This window comes from Bacteroides sp. RTP21281st1_H5_RTP21281_210402, from assembly GCF_040918965.1.
GTDB classification, from domain to species: domain Bacteria; phylum Bacteroidota; class Bacteroidia; order Bacteroidales; family Bacteroidaceae; genus Bacteroides; species Bacteroides congonensis.
Map to the genome: position 1 here is coordinate 165,584 of NZ_JBCOWR010000013.1, position 23,122 is coordinate 188,705.

Consider the following 23,122-nt stretch of genomic DNA (forward strand, 5'->3'; position numbering starts at 1 on the left):
ATGGAAGAATTGGAAGGATTTCAGGATACGGGGAAGTATCCGCCCAGTCAGGGAGACCTCATCTATCTGGGAAATAATGGTTTCGGTTTTGTAGACAATGTCATTATCGACGGTTCCTATTGTATAGTTCATTTCTACGCCACCGTATACGACTATAAATATGAGGGTAACTCGATGGCAATTAAACAGCCGGATGCCATGCAAATGTCATCTTCATACTTAAAGAAACCTACAGAGGCTCAAATGAGGGAATTCAGAAAGCATCTTAACGAAAAGAATCTGACATTTGATTACGGGTTCAAAAAAGTGGTGAATAGAGCGATTAGTCGTGTAGAAGCCGGAAGCCAGTATTATTATATTGATACGGATATGGCTGAACGTACTGCAACAGACGATGGACTTGATTCGGGAATTCATTACGCACGTTTCAAACAAGGAAATTACTTCAAGAATAAGAGCAGGGCTTCCTTGTTGGGGAAGGAGGTACGTAATATTCTCAAGAATTTTATTATGCCGTATGGTACTTGGACTTAAACATAAATAGGATGAAAGGCGGCTAAATATAGTTGCCTTTCATTTTGTTATCCTAACGACCTCATTATATCCCAATTGCTTTTTGTATTTCAGTTTGTATCATGCTGGTTAATTGATTGGTAAGGTGCTCGGATTGCCCTATGAACTTGCGTTGAATGAACGTACGTTTAAACTTGCGTTTATGGCTTTTGACCGTATGGGCACGAATGGTTCCTGCTTTAATCCGCTTTCCGGAACGGGTGTAGGCTTTTCGTTTGTGAGCACGACGTTGGTGTGGCCTTACTTGTTCTGTGCCTTCAATAGTACCGCCATCGTTATGTATGCGTGCGTAAGGTACATCAGTACCAATAATGACATAATTTGCTCCCACGTATACTTTACGGATGCTTCGTTTAAGGCGTCCGGATTTTACAAGGGTAGAACCTTTGAGTTTTTTTGTCTTTTTCCAAGGAGTTTCGGTGGTGTCTACCCAATTTTTTTTTATAAAACGCTCTTTGGAGAAATTTACAGCTATTACAGCAGCTTTTTGAGGGATTATACTGATAGCATGTTCTACGCTTGCACATATACGCGATAGCTCTCTATAATCAGGCTTCATAATGTTTAAACGTGGTTTAAATGTTATTTAATAGGTTGATTCAATGCTACGTACCACACGCATACACATGTCAGTAAACCACTCCTCTATCTGTGTAGGTTCCATGTGTTGGAGATTTGTATTTTGTGTATTGATTCCCCCTTTATTGAAAGCCTCGATGTTTACCGTAAGGTTACGAATCTGACGGGCAGAACCCGTCACAGAATCGACGCTATTGTCAAGAGTGGTCGAATTGGCATTGCTGTTAGTATCATCTTTTTTTGTCGGGTCAAGAGGAGAAAGTACATTGCGGCCAAAGTTTGTTTTTGTCTGCCATTTGTTCTGGAAATCACGTATTAAGTTTTTCATGAAGTCCATTTTACCTTTGGAGTAATCCAAAATGTATCCGGATTGTTCTTCACGCCATAATTGACGATTTTCTCCACCCCAAATATATAAGGGAGCAGACATGTTATTTACGTCTTTTACTGCTTTCCAGTGGGTGTCATCTATGGCTTTTAGAGCAATATTTAACTCTGACAACTTTTCAGTATATTGCTCTTTAGTTAGATTAGCAGCAGTTTGTAGTACGTTTCCATATTCTTCGCTTTGTTTTGTCCATCCTTCATTATATTGCTTGTTCTTATTGCCTTGTTCGCCTCTTATAACCCACATTACACCATTAATCATCTCAAGTTTTAACTGTGCCCACCATTCTTTGAGAGGTAACAGGTTTGTGCCGATCTGAATCTCTAATGCTTTTATTTTGTTTTGAAGAGTTTCATTAATGTAATTTACGTCATTTCTGGCCAGCTCTAAAGCTTTGTTAAGCCCTAACTTGGTGGAATCAAAACTGTCAAATGTGTTTTGAAGTTGTCCGCTCTTGTCGGTTGCTGCCTGTACTAATGATATAAGACCTTCGGAGCCCGTGAATTGATTTTTGAGGGCTATTACTTTTTTATCCCCATCCAAAGCCAAGAACTTTTTGTTTAGTTCCATCATAAGACTGTCGGCCTGCTTTATATTACCATTCGTGTCGTAGATGCTAATCCCGATTTTCTTGAAGGCTTTAATAGTGGCATCTTTGGTGAGATCATTAAACATCGATTTTGTAAGCGTAGCGGCCTCATCGACAGATTTGGTTTTGACGGTGAAAAGAGCTAGCAGTTTATTTGCTGTATCAAATGTTTGATTGTTGGCTGCGGCGGCTCCTGCATAAACGGACTGAACTTTTGCAAGCTGATCGAAAGTTGTCACACCTACTTTCACTGTAGCATAGGCAGAACGATTAAATTCATCTAATTTTTCAGCTCCAAAGCCAAAGTTTGCCATTCCTTTGGCGGTTCCGGCAATATATTCGTTGAAATCCGCTTGCATAAGATTGGCAAACTCTCCTTGCTTTTCTACAATACGCTTTACTTCACGACCAAATTTGCCCGTAGTACTCTGGACGTCAAAGTAGCCCATACTGGTTTTGTCCGTATCAAATCCTTTATCAAATGCGGTATCCAATACCATGCGTCTCAAAGAGGCTATCTCTCTTTTACTTTTATCCAAATTAAGGTTTGCAAGGTTGCGGAACTGTGTATTGAAGTCTGCCGCCTTCTGGGTTGTATAGTCTATTCCCTTGCCTAAAGCCGCAACGCCTGCCACTGTCAATGAAATGGGGTTTGACGCCAACTTGAAAGCATTTCCAATCAATGGGACTTCGTTGATTATTTCTTTTGAGTTCTTTGCAAAGTTGAATTTTAAAGTATTCATCTTTGCTTGCATTGCGTTAACACCCTTGAAGGTGTCTTGTTTTGCCTGATTCAATCCCACACGAATCTTATTCTTAAGAGAAAGCAGGAGTTCTATTTTTGCCTGTCCGTTCATATCATCAGCACATTATATTCCTAATGTGACAAATGTAAGGAATATCTTTATTGATTGCAATGCAATCATGATAACCATGTGAAATGCTTAAAAACGAAATTTATACGATTTGTTTTTTTTATTAGCACTATTTGTTTTGCCGATTATACTAAATCTTGCATAAGCCCGATAGATTTATTTAACGTCAGTTCAATATAAGTTTGAGTAACTGACGTTATTTAGTATGCTGTTTTACATATTCCGAGGGCAAGCAACCTACGTACTTCTTGAAACTGGTAGAGAAATAGGAAGAAGAGCCGAAACCGACCATGCTGCTAATCTCTGAAATGGAATAACGTCCCTCAAGCAGCAGCTTACAAGCCTTATTGAAACGGATACGCCGGATAAAGTTTGCGGGCGGTTCACCGGATACGGAATTCATCTTGAGATAAAGCGACGAACGGCTCATGCAAAGTTTGCCCGCCAGTTCGTCAGACGTGAAGCCCTCGTTACCGATATTCTCTTCCACCACCTGAATAGCTTTGCTCATAAACTCCTCATCCAAATTATTGGAAGTCATCTTGGCGGTATCAATATCAATCGTGTTCGAATAATAATGTTTCAAGCGTTGGCGCGCTTTCAACTGGTTGGCTATCTTCCCTTTCAGCAATTGAATGGAGAATGGCTTTGCCATGTAATCGTCCGCTCCCGCCTGAATACCCTCTGTCTGCGCATCAACACTTCCTTTGGCGGACAGCAGAAGTACCGGAATATGGCAGGTTTGCAGATTTCTCTTGATTAACTGGCAAAGTTTGATTCCGTCTATTCCCGGCATCATCACGTCGGAAAGGACAATATCTACCCGATGTTCCTTCATGATAGCCAACGCTTCTTCCCCGTTTCCGGCCGTAAGCGTCACATACGTCTGCCGGAAATTGTCTTTCAGATAGTCCACCATCTCCTTATTGTCATCCACCAGCAAGATAGTAGGACGTTCTTCTTCACCGGCAGTCTCCGGTTGTCCGCCGTCCGGAGACGTTTCTTCGGATACCGCAGCCGGAGTTTCACCGGAGAAATATTCATCAGTCAACGGGAGTTCCCGCGAAGAAACGGTTACTACGGCTTCCTGTTCCGGCAATTCCCGTTCTTTTTCCGCGAAGGTATTTATATCGGCAGGCAAAGTGACTTTAAATTCCGTGTATCGGTTGGGCTCACTTGCCACGGTGATAGTTCCGTGATGTTTCTCTACGAGCATTTTCACCAATGACAGTCCGATGCCTGTTCCTTTCCGCTGCCCGTCCACCTGATAGAAACGTTCGAAAATACGGTCAAGCTGTTCCGCGGATATACCGATGCCGCTATCCCTCACCGTGAAACTGTACGTATCCCCCTCCGCGTGTAGAGAGAGCGAGATATTTCCACCGTCCGGCGTAAACTTAAAGGCGTTTGACAGGAGATTCATCAGGATAGTCTCCAGATATGCCTTGTCTGCCGGAAGCAGCCGCCCTTTCAGGTCGGACTCCATGCTGACACTGATAGCACGCTTCTGCGCGTTTTCATTAAACAGGGCAAGAACGTCCTGCAACAATCCTTCCACATTCACCGGCATCACATGAACCGGCAGCGCTCCCGCTTCGGCTTTGCGGAAATCAAGCAATTGATTGACTATGTGCAACAGCTTCCGCCCATTCTTATATACATAATCCAATTTCTGCCGCACAGGAGTGTCTATCGCACTTTTCTGCCCGAGTAGTTCCTCCAGCGGAGCCAGTATCAGGCTCAACGGAGTGCGCAATTCATGGGACATATTCATATAAAAACGCACTTTCTCTTGGCTGACTTCTTCTATCTTGCTCCGTTCTATCTGCTCGATTCTCACCTGCATCTTCATCTTGGCACGGGCTATGAAGAAGTAGATGATGAAAAAGAGAAGCCCCAGGAAGAAACAGGCAAAGAGGGTCTTTGCCCACCAAGTCTGATACCACATCGGGATGATGTGCACGAAAAATTCGGTGGTCGCTTCACTCCACTTGCCGTTGTTGTTGCATGCCTTCACTTTAAAGACATATTCGCCCGGCGGAAGATTGGAGTAACTCGCCCGTGCGAATGAAACATGACGGGAATAGTTCCATTCCGTTTCAAATCCTTCCAACTTGTAAACAAACTGGTTCCGTTTGCCCGCCAAATAGTTGATAACAGCAAACCGGATATTGAACAACTTCTGGTCGGAAGGGAACGACATGCCGAGCATACGCCCCTGCGCGTCCTGATAATAGCGTACCCGATCGCTTTTCATATCCGTAATCACTTGATTAAAGACTACGGCTCCTGTGACAACGGCGTCCGGAGAATACGGGTTATCTCCCAGTTCGTAGGGTTTGAAGTAGGCGACACCGCCTAAAGAGCCCAGGAAGAAAGTACCGTCCTTCGCCTTGCAAGCTCCGAAATAATTGAACTGGTCGTGCGGCAGTCCGTCCTGCTTCGTATAATTGAGGAAAGTGCCGTCTTCCCTGTTGAAACAGGACAAACCCTTGTTCGTTGTGAGCCACAAACGCCCCCGTTCATCTTCCAGTATGCTATAAATAAAGTCGTTCGGCAGACCGTCTTTCATTGTATATTGCTCCCATACGGTCGGTGCGCCCTCTTTATAGCAGTACAGCCCTGTGGAAGAGCCTACCCAGATGTCGTGACGGCTGTCTTCCAACACACAGAAGGCTTGTATCAATCCATGCAGATAGGCGGAAGAGGAAAGATGCAGTTCTTCCAGTTTCCCACCGGCATACAGGAACAGGCTTTCTTCCGTTCCTATCCAGATTCGGCCTTTCGAGTCGCGGAACAAAGTATATATCAGCACATTCTCCAGTTTGTTATGCTTCTTGGCCAACGGATGCGGCGAGAGTTCTCCTGTCTGTTTATCAAAGAGGAAAAGCCCGTTCATCCCTCCTACCCAAAGCGTTCCGGCCGATTTTGTTCTGTCCAACTCTGTTCCATCCAAATCTGTTCCGTCCAATATGGAATAGCAACTGTTGTTCAGGGAAACCGAATGGGGGAAGTCGTATGTCTCTATCCTGCCGCTCTTGCGGTTCAGCCGGCTCAGTCCTCCGCCATGAGTGCCCACATAGACGCTGCCGTCCTTATCCGTCCATATACATTTTATATTATCAGACTTCAGGGAATTGGCGGAAGTACCCGCACGAAAGAATGAGAAATTTCCGGTTTTCCGGTTGTAGTAATTCAGCCCGCCGTCGTTCGTACCAATCCACAGATTCCCGCTGTCCGGTTCTTCGGATATACAGCTCACGGTGTTGTCACTCAGAGAGTTCCGCCATGCAGAATGTTGCAGACGTCCGAAAGCGGGAGCCAAAGGATGATAATAATTCAGTCCGCCGTAGAACGTACCGATCCACATACCGCCCTGGTTATCTTTCAAAATAGAGCGGATAGAGTTGTGTCCTAACGAGGTAGGGTCTTCGAAAGAGAAGCGGCAGAGTTGGAAATTCTCCGTCTCCGGTTCAAGAATAAGCAACCCTTCCATCGTGCCTATCCATATTCTTCCCTTATCGTCCTGACACAATGTCCTGACTGAGTTTGTCAGGAAGCAGGCGGGCGTATTCTGCTTGTTATAGTGCTTTTTTATCTGAAAATTGTTATCAATGCAATACACTCCGTTGGTCAATGACGCGAGCCAGCAGTTACCGGTTCTGTCATCATAGAGCATGCCGGAAATCACTTCCCCTTTCAGTTGAAGAAGAAGCCGCGTCACGTTTTCATTGCGTTCATAGTAGAAATATACGCCTTCCGACGTTCCCAGCAGAAAGCCGTCATTCATCCGGCAGACGGAATAGATTGTTTTTCCGGCAAGCTCCGGTTGTACCTTCATCTGTCCCGTGTTCTTATTGAAAATCATCAATCCGGCATTCGTGGCAAGCAGGAGCCGGCCGCCCTCTTCCGGTTCGCCGATCGCCAGTACCTGCATCGGCTGATTGTCCGGTGAGGAGTAGTTGGTGAAGTTATTTCCTACGATATTATAACGGGACAAGCCGACCTGAGTGCCAATCCATACCGCTCCCTGCGGGTCGGTGTGTAGTGAATAAATATGATTATTCGCCAGGCTTGCCGTATCGTCCGGCGCCCTGTAATAAGAAGCGAAACGGGAACCTTCATACCAGTTCAGCCCGTCTATCGTGCCTACCCAAATCTTATTATTATGGTCTTGCGTCAAAGCAAGCACCGTATTCTGCGACAGTCCGTCATCTACGGACAGACGCTTGAAATGGATAGGGCTGTCGTCAGCCAGCACGGTATATAGAGGAAGAAACAATAAGCAAACGGATAATCCGAATACGTACTTAAATAGCAAATGCCGGTCTTTCATGAGCTGATATTGAAGAATTTATTGTAAAGATAGGAATTTTCAATTCAATCTTATAAAGGAATCCTGTTTTTTAACTCATATAAAGAACGGCATCTACCTAAAAAACTAATACTATACTACTGAAGTCCCGCAAGTTTCTGCATAGCTTCTCCTCCTTCCGGAAGCCATGCGGAATGCAGCATATGCGAAACTCAAATTAATTATCCGATTTCTCTTTCAAATCCTTATAGCGTTTCAAAGCTTCCAGATAGTAATAATCGGCATAATTCAACGGCGTATCAATTTCGCTGTCGTGCGGGAAACTGCCGACAGAATGAAGCAGGATAAAACCGTGGTTCTCTCCCTCTTTCGCCAGATATTCTTCGGACGACAGTTGTTTCAGGATATTTTCCGCATAACGGAAATATTCCTCCCCTTGTTTCTTGTCCCCATATCCGCTCAGTTCCAGTAATGCGGAAGCTGTTACAGCGGCGGCGGAAGCGTCTCTCGGCTCATCCGGTATCTTGGGCGCGTCATAATCCCAGTAAGGAATATAATCATTTTCCGCCGGACGGTGGTCGATAATAAAACGGGCTATTTTATGGGCGGCATCCAGGTAGTTCTGCTGTTTGGTGAAACGGTAACACATGGTGTAACCATACACTCCCCATGCCTGACCACGTGCCCAGGCGGAAGAATCGGCATATCCCTGAAAAGTTCCTTTTGATTCCACCGTATCACTGTCCGCCGAATAACTTACCACATGATAAGAAGTCATGTCCGGTCGGAAATGATTCTTCAGCGTCTTGTCGGCATGGGAAATAGCAATATCACGATACTTAGGGTTATTGGTCTGTTCCGAAGCCCAGAACAGCATTTCGAGGTTCATCATATTATCAATAATCACCGGATAACTCCAGTCGCCGAAGTCCCATGAACGAATCAACCCCACTTTCGGGCTGAAACGGGAGCAAAGGCTTTCGGATGAATGAACAAGAATCAGACTGTCAGCCGGCTCCGGTTTCAATCGAAGGCCTTGCCCGTAACTGCAAAACATCATAAAACCCAAATCGTGATTCCCCGTGTAATACTGCATATCCTGCAGGCGGTTCGTGTACTTCCGTGCTTCCTTTGCCAAAGCCTCATCACCGGTCAACTCGTATGCCAACCACATCGAACCGGGGTAGAAACCGCTTGTCCAGTCCGTGGGATGTTCCAACCGGTACTTTCCCTCTTTTATCGAACGGGGGAAGCAGGCGGTATCCGGCTCATCCTTCAATTGTTCAGCCATATAGAGCAACTGATGTCCGGATGTTTTCACTGCATGGTCGAACCATTCCATCTCATTTCCTTTCGGAGCATTGCAGGCAGTCAGGAAAGCAAGACTTCCTACAGCCAGTAAAAGTTTGTTTTTCATTGTTATAATTCTACTATTGTTGATGCAGGCAAAGGTAAGGCTATGCGAAGAAACAGAGTTTATATATCTTCTTTTTCATTTCCGTTTCTATTTCAACGGACTTTGATTTCGTCCAAAACTGTTTCGTTTTTATCTTTTATTTAAATAAAACGGCACGGATTCCACAATTCCTTCCATTTACTTTCAGGAAGTTAATCCGCTCCCCCTCAAACGCACATCATGTAGAAACTTATAACCTATAACACTGAAGGAAATAGCAACCAATTATAGTTCCTCACATACCCGCATTTCCATACCTTTATATACCACTACAATCTTGTGCAACTGCGTAGAGCCGACGGCTTGTTTCACCGTATCGGTATCCGCATAGCGATTGACCTGTACGATGGCTTCCTGACGCAGTTCCTCCACACAGGTTTCTGGATCTTTATATTTGGCGTATTTCAACTCAACAATGTAGCTATGCTTCATGTCGGGATAGATGTCGAGCAAGGGACAAAGGAAAATGTCTACGTAGCCTGCTTGCGTGTCTTGTTCGGAGATAGGGCGATAGAAGCGGTTCTGCGCAGTCATGGCAAGAGTGAAGCCGTGAACGAAAAATTCGCCTTTCTGCTTGTCGCGCTGGGAAGCGTAACGTTTCAGGCAGTCGGCAATGTAGCCAAAATAGGCTTTCCAGTCGCCATCATAGGCTAGCCGACTGGCAAGTTCACTCTTTTCGTAACTGCTGAAACTCAAGTCGGCATCATTGTACGTACTCAGCAAATAAGTATAAAGTTGTTCCTGAACCACTATGTTAGGGATGGTCAGTTTGGTTTTTCCTTTATACAATCCGCTGATGGTGAGCATGCCGAAATAGTAGAGCAGGCTTATGAAGTTGTCTGGATGGGTGATGTTGATGGCAGGGAAACCTTTCTTTAACTCGCCGGTGATGAAGCCTTGGCTTACTAGCGTTTGAATGACAGAAGCATCATGAGCAAACTCTTTGTCCTTGCGGATAAGCATACGTAGCTTCTCGTAGTCAATGCGGATATTATCTTCTACCATATCTTGGGGAACTTTACCACGCATGATGTAGTTTTTAACGAAGTAGAGCACCATATTAGAATTGTACATCGTGGTATCTCCATAACATTCCTGTGCAAAACAATAGTTATCATACCACGGTTTCATTATTTCAATCAGTTCATCTACGCTATGCTGGAAGGGACTGTTGGTTGAATAGTAAGTCAGCATTTCGCGTACTTCTCCTTCAGTGAATCCCATCATTTCATTAAATTCCGATGTAAGCGAGTAATTCGTGCCGATATTGAAGCCGCTGGTGAGGTCGTCCATCGTCACAGGGCTGACACCGGTAATGAAGCAACGCTTGATGCTGGAATCCGTCCCTGTCTTTACTTTGTTGAAGAAGGCACGCAGATAGCCTTCGCCGTGTGTTTCATTGGTGTAGCGGTGTAGGCTATCAGCATCGGAAAGGATAGCGTTAGTGAAGTGGTCGTACTCGTCAATGAAAAGATACATTTTCTGTCCGGCACGTTCGCAGGCTTGATAGAGGTAATCCAATTGTTCTACGGCTCCACTAACTTGGTAAAATCCTTCCAGCGTGCCTTGAGGCAGAAGGTCGGCATATTTCTTGCAAAAGTTCTCGAAAGTGATTCTGCAATGAGCATCCAGTCCGTTGCGATAGTTGTTTAGCTCACCGATAATACCGGAGAAGTTAAGATAAAGCACCAGATAACTGTTACGGTCGGGAGTGGGATACTTTCCGATATAGAGGTCACCAAAAAGGGTATCGAATTTATCCCTGGTATACACGTCATAGTATTGTCTCAGCATATTCAATGTAAGACTTTTGCCGAAACGACGCGGACGGATGAAGAAGAAATAGCGGTCGGCCTGTTCTATCATGGAGATGAAACGGGTCTTGTCCACATAATAATAATTCTCGAGGCGGATATCCGCGAAGTTCATCATGCCGTAAGGCAAACGTTTTCTGTCCGGTACAATATATTTCATTGGATCCATTTTCTGTCCTCCTGCTATTTCCTTATCTTAATCAACAGTTTTACAAACTTCCACACACAAAGATAGTGAAAGTTATTGTCGAGAGAAGGTATCCGAGTATATTTTTAAGCATTATAGGTAGATTTTATCTCATACACGAAAGAAAAAGATAACCTCTCCCTAGAGGCAAGTGTAAAGATAGAATTAAATCCTCTAAAAACATGCAGAGACTTTCCCTATTGAAAAAGTCTCCGCATGATAAAAACCGACTAAATAATATCCATCACAGAAAACTACATGACAAATATAAATAGTACCCTCAATTATTATTAACGAATAACTTCCACATCAATTATATGTTATCGCACAATATCTTCCGGAAACTTAGCCGGCATTTCCACCCGTTTCCAAGTTTCATAATACCAGGTATTCAGTTCATTTCCATTCAAATCATTCTTGATGAAATATTTTAAATGCAGGAAATCACTGTCCTTAATTTCAAATTCGAGAATATTATCCTGATTGTCCAACATCGGAAGATGAATATTCTTTTCTATACTTTCTTTATAAGAATCGTCCGTCAAGAGTTTCCATGTCCCATATCCTGTAATAATCGCACTGGAACCGGGGATAACAGTGAAGTTCACAATTCTTCCGTCATCACTCAATACTTTGAATGTATTACTGGGTTTCAACTCTCCCGGAACATCGGGAGATTCCGACACATAATGGCAAAGTTGCCAAATACCTTTCAACTCGGCCGCTTTGAATTTAGTTTTCTTCTGGGCCATCGCACCTGTTACCGCCAACAACATTATTGAAAGCATGGTAGAGAAATAGAGCTTTTTCATTGTCGTATTATTTTAGTTAACACTCTTCTATGCGTATCCCCAAATATAAAAATTTATTTTGAGAATAGAACAATGAATGGCATAAAAAAACTCGCATAACCGAAAGATTATGCGAGTCTTACATAAATATACCGAAATATTAGAAATCAGCATTTCTTGGTGTACGCGGGAACGGTATCACGTCACGGATGTTCGACATACCTGTTACGAAAAGCAACAAACGTTCGAAACCGAGTCCGAAGCCGGAGTGAGGACAAGTACCGAACTTACGGGTATCCAGATACCACCACATATCCTTCATCGGGATATGCATTTCTTCAATACGGGTCATCAGCTTGTCATAATCCGATTCACGTTCGGAACCACCGATAATCTCACCGATTTTCGGGAAAAGAACATCCATTGCACGTACCGTCTTACCATCCTCATTCTGCTTCATATAGAAAGCCTTGATGTCTTTCGGATAGTCAGTCAGGATAACCGGACGTTTGAAATGTTCTTCCACCAGATAACGTTCGTGCTCGGAAGCCAAGTCTACGCCCCAGTAAACCGGGAACTCAAACTTATGGCCTTTTGCTATGGCATCTTCCAAAATCTTGATACCGTCTGTATAAGGCAGACGAACGAAATCATCTTTCAATACACCTTGCAGACGTTCAATCAATCCCTTATCGAACATATTGTTGAGGAACGTCACGTCGTCCGTACAGTTTTCCAACGCCCATTTCACACAATACTTGATGAACTCTTCAGCCAAGTCCATATTGTCAATAATGTCGTTGAAGGCAACTTCCGGCTCAATCATCCAGAACTCTGCCAGGTGGCGAGGAGTATTGGAATTTTCGGCACGGAACGTAGGGCCGAATGTGTAGATAGAGCCCAGCGCAGTAGCGGCCAACTCACCTTCCAACTGACCGGAAACGGTCAGGCTGGCTTGCTTGCCAAAGAAGTCGTCCTCATAAGAGATGGAACCTCTCTCGTCTTTCTTCAAGTCATACAGGTTCATGGTAGTTACCTGAAACATCTGTCCGGCACCTTCACAGTCAGAAGCTGTAATGATCGGCGTATGGAAATAGAAGAAACCCCTGTCATGGAAAAACTTGTGAATAGCAATCGCCATGTTGTGACGAATACGGAACACTGCACCAAATGTATTGGTACGCGGACGCAAGTGAGCAATCTCACGCAAGAATTCCATAGAATGACCTTTCTTCTGCAATGGATATGTGTTATCGCAAGTACCCAGCACTTCGATTTCACGAGCCTGTACTTCCACTTTCTGGCCGGAACCAACTGACTCTACCATTTCTCCGTTCACGCTGATACAAGCGCCGGTGGTAATCAGTTTCAGCATCTCTTCATCGAAATTAGCCAAATCTACTACGACCTGCAAATTATTTATTGTAGAACCGTCATTCAGTGCGATAAAGTTTACTTGTTTGCTACCTCTGCGGGTGCGAACCCATCCTTTCACATTGACCATAGCACCAATATCTGTGCGCTTCAACAGATCAACAATTTTTGTTCTACCAATCTTTTCCATTTAACTTTTTCTTTTTAGATACAAGAAGACGAGGTTTCAATTGCAAGATTCATTTTTTCCTGCTCTCTTTCCTCGTCCCCTGTCAAGTTGTTATTTATTGACTTATTATTCAAACGAACCCATTCGGAGGTAGTTTACTTCTGCTTCCGTCAGGTAACGCCAGTCTCCGCGACGCAGACCTTTCTTGGTCAGTCCGGCGAAGAATACACGGTCGAGTTTTATTACTTTATAACCCAATGATTCGAAAATACGGCGAACAACACGGTTCTTGCCGGAGTGAATTTCGATACCTACCTGGTCTTTTCTGAAATCATCTGTATAGCTGATAGCATCTGCATGTATTTCGCCGTCTTCCAACTGGATGCCGGCTGCAATCTGCTCCATATCCGCTTTTGCCAGATTCTTGTCCAACTGAACGTGATAGATTTTCTTCTTCAGGAACTTCGGGTGTGTCAGCTTGGAAGCCAGGTCACCGTCATTCGTCAGTAACAGTACACCGGTTGTGTTACGGTCAAGACGTCCTACCGGGTAAATACGTTCGTTACAAGCGCCTTTCACCAAATCCATTACCGTACGGCGTTCCTGCGGGTCATCCGATGTAGTAACGGTATCTTTGGGCTTGTTCAGCAGTACGTATACCTTACGTTCGATGCTAACCGGTTCCTCGTGGAACTTCACCACATCCGAGCGTTTGATTTTTGTACCCAATTCAGTAACCACCTCACCGTTTACAGAAACCACGCCTGCTGTGATAAATTCGTCAGCCTCACGACGTGAACAAACACCTGCGTTAGCCAGGAACTTATTCAGACGAATCGGTTCGTTCGGATCAACAAACTGTTCCTTGTACTCGATTTGTTTCTTAATGCTGTACTTGGCATTCGGATCATAATCGCCGGTACGAGGACGAGGACGGTATCCGCCCTGACGGTCGTTGTTGTATCTCGGACGATAACCACCACCGCCACCGTTGTTGCTGCGATAGCCGCCACCACCTTCACCGTTATTGAAACGGGGACGATACGGACGGTCGCCACCTTCACGATTGTAAGGACGCTGCGGACGGTCGCCACCTTCATTATTAAAGCGGGGACGGTACGGACGGTCACCACCTTCACGATTGTAAGAAGGGCGTTGGGGACGGTCACCGTAAGAGCCACCACCTTCGCTATTGAAGCGGGGACGTTGCGGACGGTCGCCATATGAACCACCTTCACGATTGTAAGAAGGACGTTGGGGACGGTCGCCGTAAGAGCCACCACCTTCGCTATTGAAGCGGGGACGTTGCGGACGTTCGCCACCTTCATTGTTATTGAAGCGAGGACGATACGGGCGATCGCCACCTTCACGATTGTAGGAAGGACGTTGAGGACGGTCGCCGTAAGAGCGGTCGCCATAAGAACGCTGCGGGCGTTCTCCACCTTCATTATTGGTATTAAATCGCGGGCGATACGGACGCTCCCCGCCTTCACGGTTGTAAGAAGGACGATACGGACGTTCTCCACCTTCTCTGTTGTAAGACCTGTTACCATCACGGCCGGCACCTGTATTCTCCTCATTGAAAGAATTTTCGCGCCATTCTTCGTTTTCTGTGCTCATTTTTTTATTCGAATAAAATTAGACTTTGGCCTCACGGCCTATTTAAAAAACACGTTTATTGTATAAGTAAACAATTAAAGTCCCGTATAAGTATGCGGGGTTATTGCTCTTAACTCTTTTTTAATCTCTTCGCTTACATTCAATTCTTCGATAAACTCTTTGATAGAACTTTCTGTAATCGCCTGGTTCGTCCGGGTCAAAGCTTTCAAAGCTTCATACGGATGCGGATAAGCCTCACGGCGCAGGATTGTCTGAATAGCTTCCGCCACTACGCTCCAGCAATTATCCAAATCACGATAAATGGCCGGTTCGTTCAGCAGCAGCTTGCGCAATCCTTTCAAAGAACTCTGAATCGCAATCACGATATGACCGAAAGGCACGCCTACGTTACGCAGAACGGTAGAGTCGGTCAGGTCACGTTGCAAACGTGAAACCGGAAGTTTCACTGCCAGGTGCTCCAAAATAGAAGTTGCAATGCCCAGGTTCCCTTCCGCATTTTCGAAGTCGATCGGGTTCACTTTGTGCGGCATGGCGCTTGAGCCCACTTCTCCGGCTTTGATTTTCTGCTTGAAGTACTCCATGGAGATATACTGCCAGAAGTCACGGTTCATATCTACCATGATGGTATTGATACGCTTCATTGCATCAAAAACAGCGGAAAGGTTATCATAGTTCGAAATCTGCGTTGTATATTCCTCACGTTCCAATCCTAGTTTTTCTGCAACAAATAGATTGCCGAATTGTTTCCAGTCATACTGGGGATATGCTACATGGTGCGCATTGTAATTTCCGGTAGCACCGCCGAACTTGGCAGTAATCGGACAAGCCTTCAACATTGCCAACTGGCGTTCCATACGGTAAACGAATACCATCACTTCCTTGCCCAAACGGGTAGGAGAAGCCGGTTGACCGTGAGTCTTGGCAAGCATCGGGATATCAGCCCATTCTGTCGCATACGTTTTCAACTGCGCAATCAGTTCTTCAACCAACGGATAGTAGACCTGTTCCAGTGCTTCCTTGATAGAAAGGGGAACAGACGTATTGTTAATATCCTGCGAAGTCAGTCCGAAGTGAATGAATTCCTTATAGTCATCCATTCCGCCCATTTTGTCAAATTCTTCTTTAAGGAAGTATTCTACGGCCTTCACGTCGTGATTCGTCACACTTTCGATATCTTTAATGCGTTGTGCGTCTGCTTCGGAGAAGTTACGGTAGATATTCCGTAAAGTTTCAAACACGCTGCTATCGACTCCTTTTAGTTGTGGCAAAGGAAGTTCGCACAAGGTGATAAAGTATTCCACCTCTACCTGTACACGGTATTTAATCAGTGCAAATTCAGAGAAATAGGCTGCCAAAGCTTTAGTTTTGCCTCTATATCGACCATCAATCGGGGATATGGCCGTTAATACATCAAGTTCCATACGTTTTCTTAAGATAATTATCAGACTGCAAAATTAACTCTTTTTCCTGAGTTATAAGGCAAAAGGATAGAGAAAGTTTGTATAAAAGCGGTAAGAAATAAAAAAAGTCTCACGAAATACTTCGTAAGACTTCCCTTTTGGTAGTGGGCGTTGACGGATTCGAACCGCCGACCCTCTGCTTGTAAGGCAGATGCTCTGAACCAGCTGAGCTAAACGCCCTTACACTTCCGTTTCAAAAGCGATGCAAAGGTACGGCTTTTTTTGAAACCTCCAAACATTTCTTCTATTATTTTTCAAGAAAGTTTTTACCCTTTTGACAAAACTACTGATTATCAACAAATAACAAAAAAAGTTTTTTTTCGTGCAGATGTCAATTCTTTAAGCTAATAACCGCCGCAACTATTTTATACTTCTGCCTAAGCATACCTTATACTTCTCTACCATTCGTAAATACAAACTTCTTTTCGTCCGAAAGGGATGCATTGAATTCGAATCCTTCCCAAGAGAATTTTTTCAGTTCTTCAGGATTTTCAATCTTATTCTTCAGGATGAAACGTGTCATTTCGCCACGGGACATCTTTATATAGATTACTATCGAAGCCAATTTTCCATTCTTCCACACTTGAAATTCGGGGGTGATGACACGCACTTCTTTCTCCACCCGTTTCCAGTCGAACAAGCCTTTCATCTCGTCACTTGCCAGGTTACAGAGTACTCCACCCGCCTTCTTTATATCTTCTATGAACACATCCGTCAGGCGGGACTGCCAATAAGAGAACATGGTCTGATTTCCCAATTCCGGCAGCACCACGTCGCCTTCCAAACGATAGGAACGAATGGTATCCAACGGCCGCAACAGGCCATAACAGAAAGAGGTCAGTCGCAGGTGTTCCTGCGCATATTCAAAATCATCTTTGGAGAAATCCTTCGCGTTCAGACGTTTGAACACGATTCCGGTGTAAGCCAGCAAAGCGGGGAGTTCAGGCGTTCCTTCCCCATGAAAGGTTTGATAACGTTTATAATTTTCTACGGCTATCTTCGAATTCACACGCAACAAGCGTTCCAGTTCGTCCACCGAAAACTGGGACATCTGCAAAGCAATCCCCGACGCTTCTTTTTGAAAACGCGGAACTGTATTCAAAGGCACTTTCACCTTTGAAGTCCCGCTCATAGTCTTGGCACAGGATAGAAGTACTAACATGTTTAAATCTGATTTTATCTTTTTAAAGAACAAAAATAAAAAATAAATCGCTTCTCTTACCGGCGGATAGCCAAATTATCCTTATTTTCGCCCGACAATTAACTTTAATCATTTATTAATAACAAAAATCCCCCTTATGAGACACACACTGATCCCCCTGAAAGTGCTATGCCTATTGACAATCTTTTGTCTGACCGGGAATTTATCCCGCGCAGCCGTTAATCCGAAACCATTCGTAGTTCCCGAACTGAAACAATGGACGGGAAAAGACGGTAATTTTATTCCGGAAACGGATGCGAAAATCGTCTGCACTTCATCCAATCCCGAACTATTGAGAATAGCACGAATGTTCGCCGATGACTATCAACAAATGTTCGGACAAGTATTGAACGTGACGGAAGGCAAAGCGAAAGCCGGAGATTTCGTCCTATCATTGTCGAAAGACAAGAAACTGGGACAAGAAGGCTATGACATCAAGATAGCCGACCGCGTGACGCTCTCCGCTCCGACTCCTACCGGACTTTACTGGAGTACACGCACCCTCCTGCAAATAGCGGAACAAACCACCGACCATCAACTTCCCAAAGGGACTATCCGTGATTATCCCGACTATCCCATCCGTGGGTTTATGATAGACTGCGGTCGGAAATTTATCCCGATGCCTTATCTCCAAGACCTGGTGAAAATCATGGCTTATTATAAGATGAACACCTTGCAAGTCCATCTGAATGATAACGGGTTCAAGCAATACTTTGAACACAACTGGGACAAGACGTATGCCGCTTTCCGCCTGGAGTCTGACACTTATCCGGGACTGACTGCCCGCGACGGTTCTTATTCAAAAAAAGAATTTATTGATTTCCAAAAACAGGCAGCAGCCAACTTTATAGAAATCATACCGGAGATTGATATCCCCGCCCATTCACTTGCGTTCGCCCATTACAAACCGGAAATCGGCAGCAAGGAGTACGGAATGGATCATCTTGACCTGTTCAAGCCGGAAACTTATGAATTTATGGATGCCTTGTTCAAAGAATATCTGGAAGGAGACAATCCCGTATTTGTAGGAAACCGCGTACATATCGGTACTGACGAATACTCGAATGCGAAAAAGGACGTGGTAGAAAAATTCCGTGCGTTCACCGATCATTATATCCGCCTGGTAGAAGGATTCGGCAAACAAGCCATGGTTTGGGGCGCACTCACCCATGCCAAAGGTGACACTCCCGTCAAATCAGAGAACGTTCTCATGAATGCTTGGTACAACGGATATGCCGACCCGGCAACCATGATAAAAGACGGCTACCAGCTTATCAGTATTCCCGATGGAATGGTTTACCTGGTTCCCATAGCCGGATATTACTACGATTACCTCAACGAATCATTCTTATATAACAAATGGACACCGGCGCATATCGGCAAAGCCGTATTCGAAGAAAAGCACCCTGCCATCCTCGGAGGTATGTTCGCTGTCTGGAACGACCACGTTGGTAATGGTATTTCAGTGAAAGATATTCATCACCGTGTATTCCCCGCCCTGCAAACTCTTGCCGTGAAAATGTGGACAGGCAAAGATACGAGTCTGCCTTACGAAACATATAATGAAAAGCGTGCCGCCATCAGCGAAGCTCCCGGAGTCAATCAGATGGGAAGAATCGGCAAGAGCCCCGCATTAGTCTATGAACGTTCCACAGTTACTCCCGGCAGTACGTCCGATTATCCTGAAATCGGCTATAACTATACGGTAAGTTTCGACATCACCGGAGCACTGGAGAAAAGCGGAACAGAACTATTCCGTTCACCGAACGCCGTCTTCTACCTGACAGACCCGATTCGCGGCATGATGGGTTTTGCACGCGACGGTTATTTGAATACTTTCCCATATAAGGTGAATCCGGGAGAGAAGGCTACGGTTCAGATTGAAGGTGACAGCCGCAGCACTACACTTAGAGTGAACGGAAAGGTAATTGAAGAAATGAATATGCAGAAACTTTACTTCAATGCGGGAAAAGATTCCATGAACTATATCCGTACATTGTTTTTCCCGTTGGAAAAAGCCGGAGATTTCAATAGCCAGATAGAAAATCTAAAGGTATATAATTACTGTGTAAGCAAATAATAGAAAGTAATCCTACTAATTTAAGAATCAGAGACTTATAGTTTCCTATCGTTTCCTGTAACGGAAACTCCCGTATCTCTACGGAGAAACAACCGTTTCCCTACGAGGATACTAGCGTTTCCCGGTATGGATACTCACGTTCCCTTATAGGGAAACGGTTCTATCATTATGGCTCTGAAATTTAGTCCTTACCGCAAAAGAAAAACTCCCCCTTCGGACAAACCGGAGAGGGAGTTCTTTTATTGGGATAATCAGCTAAAGCAGTTTTTTTATTTATATTCCTGCCAGCTCTTAATCTGAATATCATTCAGTTTAAGTTCACAGAATGCCTCGATAAAGGCACTTGCCAGACGGGCATTTGTAATCAACGGAATATTATGGTCGATAGCACCACGGCGGATACGGTAACCATTCGTCAATTCGCGTTTGCTGTGATTCTTCGGAATGTTGACAATCAAGTCGAATTTGTGGTCGGCAATCATCTTCATTACGTTGTTCTCTGCATCCGGTTTTTCATCCGGCCAGTAAACCGGAGTCGTATCTACACCATGAGCATTCAGGAATGCGGCAGTTCCGGCGGTAGCATACACTTTGTATCCCTTCGCGAACAACATACGGCTTGCATCCAACAAATCAACTTTCGACTTCATAGCACCTGAAGAGAACATTACTGCTTTTTCAGGAATCTTGAAGCCGGTAGCGATCATCGCGTTCAGCAATGCTTCGGAGAAGTCGTCACCGATACATCCCACTTCACCAGTAGAAGACATATCTACGCCCAATACCGGGTCAGCCTTATGCAGACGGGAGAAAGAGAACTGAGAAGCTTTTACACCGATCCAGTCAATATCGAATGCCGATTTATCCGGTTGTGAATAGGGAGCATCCAACATGATGCGGGTAGCGGTTTCGATAAAGTTGCGTTTCAGTACTTTGGAAACAAACGGGAAGCTACGCGAAGCACGCAGGTTGCATTCGATAACTTTCACCTCATTGTTGCGGGCAAGGAACTGAATGTTGAACGGGCCGGAAATATTAAGTTCTTTGGCAATCTGACGGCTGATTTTCTTGATGCGGCGTGCAGTCGCAAAGTAAATCTTCTGAGCCGGGAATACCAACGTAGCGTCACCGGAGTGAACACCCGCAAATTCCACGTGTTCGGAGATTGCGTACTCTACCACTTCACCGTTCTGCGCAACAGCGTCAAATTCAATTTCTTTTGTATTTTCGAGGAATTGGGAAACAACTACCGGATATTCCTTAGAAACTTCGGCAGCCATCTTCAGGAAGTTCTCCAGTTCTTCGTCATCGTAGCAAACATTCATTGCAGCTCCCGAAAGAACGTAAGAAGGACGAACCAATACTGGATAACCTACTTTTTCTACGAAGCCTTTCACTTCTTCAAGACTGGTAAGTTCCATCCAAGCCGGTTGGTCGATACCCAGTTGGTCGAGCATAGCGGAGAACTTGTTACGGTTTTCGGCACGGTCGATGGAAATCGGAGAAGTACCCAGTACAGGAACTGACTGACGATACAGTTTCATAGCCAGGTTGTTCGGAATCTGTCCACCTACGGAAACGATGACGCCGCGAGGTTGTTCAAGGTCGATTACGTCAAGTACACGTTCGAAGGAAAGTTCGTCGAAATACAGACGGTCGCACATATCGTAGTCGGTAGAAACCGTTTCGGGGTTGTAGTTAATCATGATAGACTTGTAACCCAGTTTGCGGGCAGTCTGAACAGCGTTCACCGAACACCAGTCAAATTCTACCGAGCTACCGATGCGGTAAGCACCCGAACCCAGTACGACTACTGATTTCTCATTCTTATAATAGTTTACATCATAACCTTCCACTGCATAGGTCATATACAGGTAGTTGGTCAGTTCCGGATGTTCGGAAGCGACGGTGTTGATGCGTTTTACAGCCGGAAGGATACCCAAAGATTTACGGTGAGCACGTACAGCAAGATTTTCTTTCTCCATGTTTCCGGTCGGGTTCAAAACGAAACGGGCGATTTGGAAGTCAGAGAAACCTAAGATCTTAGCTTCGCGCATTACGTCAGCCGGGATATCTTCCACCTTATTATAAGTAGACAATTTGGCTTTGTAATCAACGATATTTTTCAGTTTGCCGAGGAACCAAGGGTCAATCTTAGTCAGTTCATGGATACGGTCGATAGTATATCCTTCTTCCATTGCCTGCGCGATAGCGAAGACACGCAGGTCTGTAGGGCGAGACAGCTCTTTGTCGAGATCGTCAAAATGTGAATCATCATTTCCTACGAAACCGTGCATACCCTGACCAATCATACGAAGACCTTTCTGGATGATTTCTTCGAAAGAGCGGCCGATAGACATGATTTCGCCTACTGACTTCATGCTTGAACCGATTTCGCGGGATACACCGGCGAATTTCGTCAAGTCCCAACGAGGGATTTTACAGATATAGTAGTCGAGTTGCGGAGCGACATAAGCTGAGTTCGGAGTTCCCATCTCACCGATTTGGTCGAGTGAGTAACCCAAAGCAATCTTGGCGGCAACGAATGCCAACGGATAACCGGTAGCCTTGGAAGCCAGAGCGGAAGAACGGCTCAGACGGGCGTTTACTTCAATCACACGGTAGTCGTCCGTATCAGAGTTGAATGCGTACTGGATGTTACATTCACCTACGATACCCAGGTGGCGGATACATTTCGTAGAAAGTTCCTGCAACATTTTCAGTTCCTTGTCGTCCAGTGAGCAAGTAGGAGCAACAACGATAGATTCACCTGTGTGGATACCCAGCGGGTCGAAGTTTTCCATGCTGGCTACTGTGAAGCAGTGGTCGTTAGCGTCGCGGATTACTTCAAATTCAATTTCTTTCCAGCCTTTCAGAGATTCTTCTACAAGGATTTGTTTAGAGAAGGCGAATGAGCTTTCCGCCAGTTTCAGGAATTCTTCCTCGTTAGCGCAGATACCGCTACCAAGACCACCCAGTGCGTAAGCAGAGCGTACCATCACCGGATAACCGATTTTGCGTGCTGCGGCAATCGCGTCTTCCATGCTTTCTACAGCCTGGCTCACCGGGGTCTTCATGTCGATTTCGTCCAGTTTCTTAACGAACAGGTCGCGGTCTTCTGTGTACATGATGGCTTCTACCGATGTACCAAGCACCTTCACTCCGTACTTATCAAGAATACCTTGTGTGTAGAGTTCTGCGCCGCAGTTCAGCGCAGTCTGTCCGCCGAATGCCAGCAGGATACCGTCGGGACGTTCTTTCTTGATAATTTCTTCTACAAAATAAGTGTTTACGGGAAGGAAATACACTTTATCGGCAATCCCTTCAGAAGTCTGAATGGTTGCGATGTTCGGGTTTACCAATACTGAGCTGATACCTTCTTCTTTCAAAGCTTTCAGTGCTTGTGAGCCTGAGTAGTCGAACTCTCCGGCCTGTCCGATTTTGAGTGCTCCAGAGCCCAAAACGAGAACTTTCTTGATTTCCTTTTCCATTTCTTTTGTTGTTATAATAAGTTGTTGTTTCTAAGTTCGTTCATAAAAAAAATGCGTTACCCTCAAAAAAGGATTAACGCATTACCAAAGAACTAAAATATCGTTTTTGGAGAAAAGAGAAGAAGCCTGCCGTTTCCGGGTGCAAAACATCCGAATGTAG

The 23,122-nt window shown here is 44.8% G+C and carries 12 protein-coding genes and 1 tRNA gene; 1 reads left to right on the top strand and 12 read right to left on the bottom strand.

The annotated features are described in order from the left end of the window. Positions 1 to 598 precede the first annotated feature (598 nt). From AB5443_RS18635 to yaaA, 11 genes are all read right to left on the bottom strand, one after another. On the bottom strand, positions 599 to 1,132 hold the full coding sequence (locus AB5443_RS18635) for a phage virion morphogenesis protein (protein ID WP_368114263.1): 534 nt from the start codon (positions 1,130 to 1,132) through the stop codon (positions 599 to 601). Between the two features lie 27 nt (positions 1,133 to 1,159). Beyond that, positions 1,160 to 2,986, bottom strand: a complete 1,827-nt coding sequence (locus tag AB5443_RS18640) for a phage tail tape measure protein (RefSeq protein WP_368114262.1) — start codon at positions 2,984 to 2,986, stop codon at positions 1,160 to 1,162. Between the two features lie 214 nt (positions 2,987 to 3,200). Then, positions 3,201 to 7,340 carry a hybrid sensor histidine kinase/response regulator transcription factor gene (locus AB5443_RS18645; protein WP_277135024.1) on the bottom strand — a complete coding sequence of 1,380 codons (4,140 nt, stop codon included), beginning with the start codon at positions 7,338 to 7,340 and terminating at the stop codon, positions 3,201 to 3,203. 196 nt (positions 7,341 to 7,536) lie between these two features. Next, a complete protein-coding gene (locus tag AB5443_RS18650; protein ID WP_044653749.1) occupies positions 7,537 to 8,736 on the bottom strand; it encodes a glycoside hydrolase family 88 protein in 1,200 nt (399 codons plus the stop codon). Between the two features lie 264 nt (positions 8,737 to 9,000). Next, complete coding sequence (locus AB5443_RS18655) at positions 9,001 to 10,758, bottom strand: ATP-binding protein (RefSeq protein WP_277135023.1); 1,758 nt, start codon at positions 10,756 to 10,758, stop codon at positions 9,001 to 9,003. A gap of 338 nt (positions 10,759 to 11,096) precedes the next feature. Further along, on the bottom strand, positions 11,097 to 11,588 hold the full coding sequence (locus AB5443_RS18660; protein ID WP_277135022.1) for a DUF4488 domain-containing protein: 492 nt from the start codon (positions 11,586 to 11,588) through the stop codon (positions 11,097 to 11,099). A 139-nt stretch (positions 11,589 to 11,727) separates the two neighbouring features. Next, positions 11,728 to 13,131, bottom strand: coding sequence for an asparagine--tRNA ligase (gene asnS, locus AB5443_RS18665; protein WP_277135021.1), 1,404 nt, complete (start codon positions 13,129 to 13,131; stop codon positions 11,728 to 11,730). A gap of 105 nt (positions 13,132 to 13,236) precedes the next feature. Then, positions 13,237 to 14,730, bottom strand: coding sequence for a pseudouridine synthase (locus tag AB5443_RS18670; protein WP_277135020.1), 1,494 nt, complete (start codon positions 14,728 to 14,730; stop codon positions 13,237 to 13,239). A gap of 74 nt (positions 14,731 to 14,804) precedes the next feature. Continuing rightward, positions 14,805 to 16,151 carry an adenylosuccinate lyase gene (gene purB, locus AB5443_RS18675; RefSeq protein WP_195405707.1) on the bottom strand — a complete coding sequence of 449 codons (1,347 nt, stop codon included), beginning with the start codon at positions 16,149 to 16,151 and terminating at the stop codon, positions 14,805 to 14,807. 144 nt (positions 16,152 to 16,295) lie between these two features. After that, positions 16,296 to 16,370 (bottom strand) — tRNA-Val (locus AB5443_RS18680). Positions 16,371 to 16,578: 208 nt separating this feature from the next. Beyond that, entirely contained in the window at positions 16,579 to 17,352 is a 774-nt protein-coding gene (gene yaaA, locus AB5443_RS18685; protein WP_277135019.1) for a peroxide stress protein YaaA, read from the bottom strand. A gap of 136 nt (positions 17,353 to 17,488) precedes the next feature. Between yaaA and AB5443_RS18690 the strand changes: the two genes are divergently transcribed. Then, positions 17,489 to 19,471: a family 20 glycosylhydrolase gene (locus tag AB5443_RS18690; RefSeq protein ID WP_277135018.1), complete on the top strand. Its 1,983-nt coding sequence runs from the start codon at positions 17,489 to 17,491 to the stop codon at positions 19,469 to 19,471. Between the two features lie 269 nt (positions 19,472 to 19,740). Here AB5443_RS18690 and carB read toward each other — a convergent pair whose 3' ends face one another. After that, entirely contained in the window at positions 19,741 to 22,962 is a 3,222-nt protein-coding gene (carB, locus tag AB5443_RS18695; protein WP_277135017.1) for a carbamoyl-phosphate synthase (glutamine-hydrolyzing) large subunit, read from the bottom strand. Positions 22,963 to 23,122 lie beyond the last annotated feature (160 nt).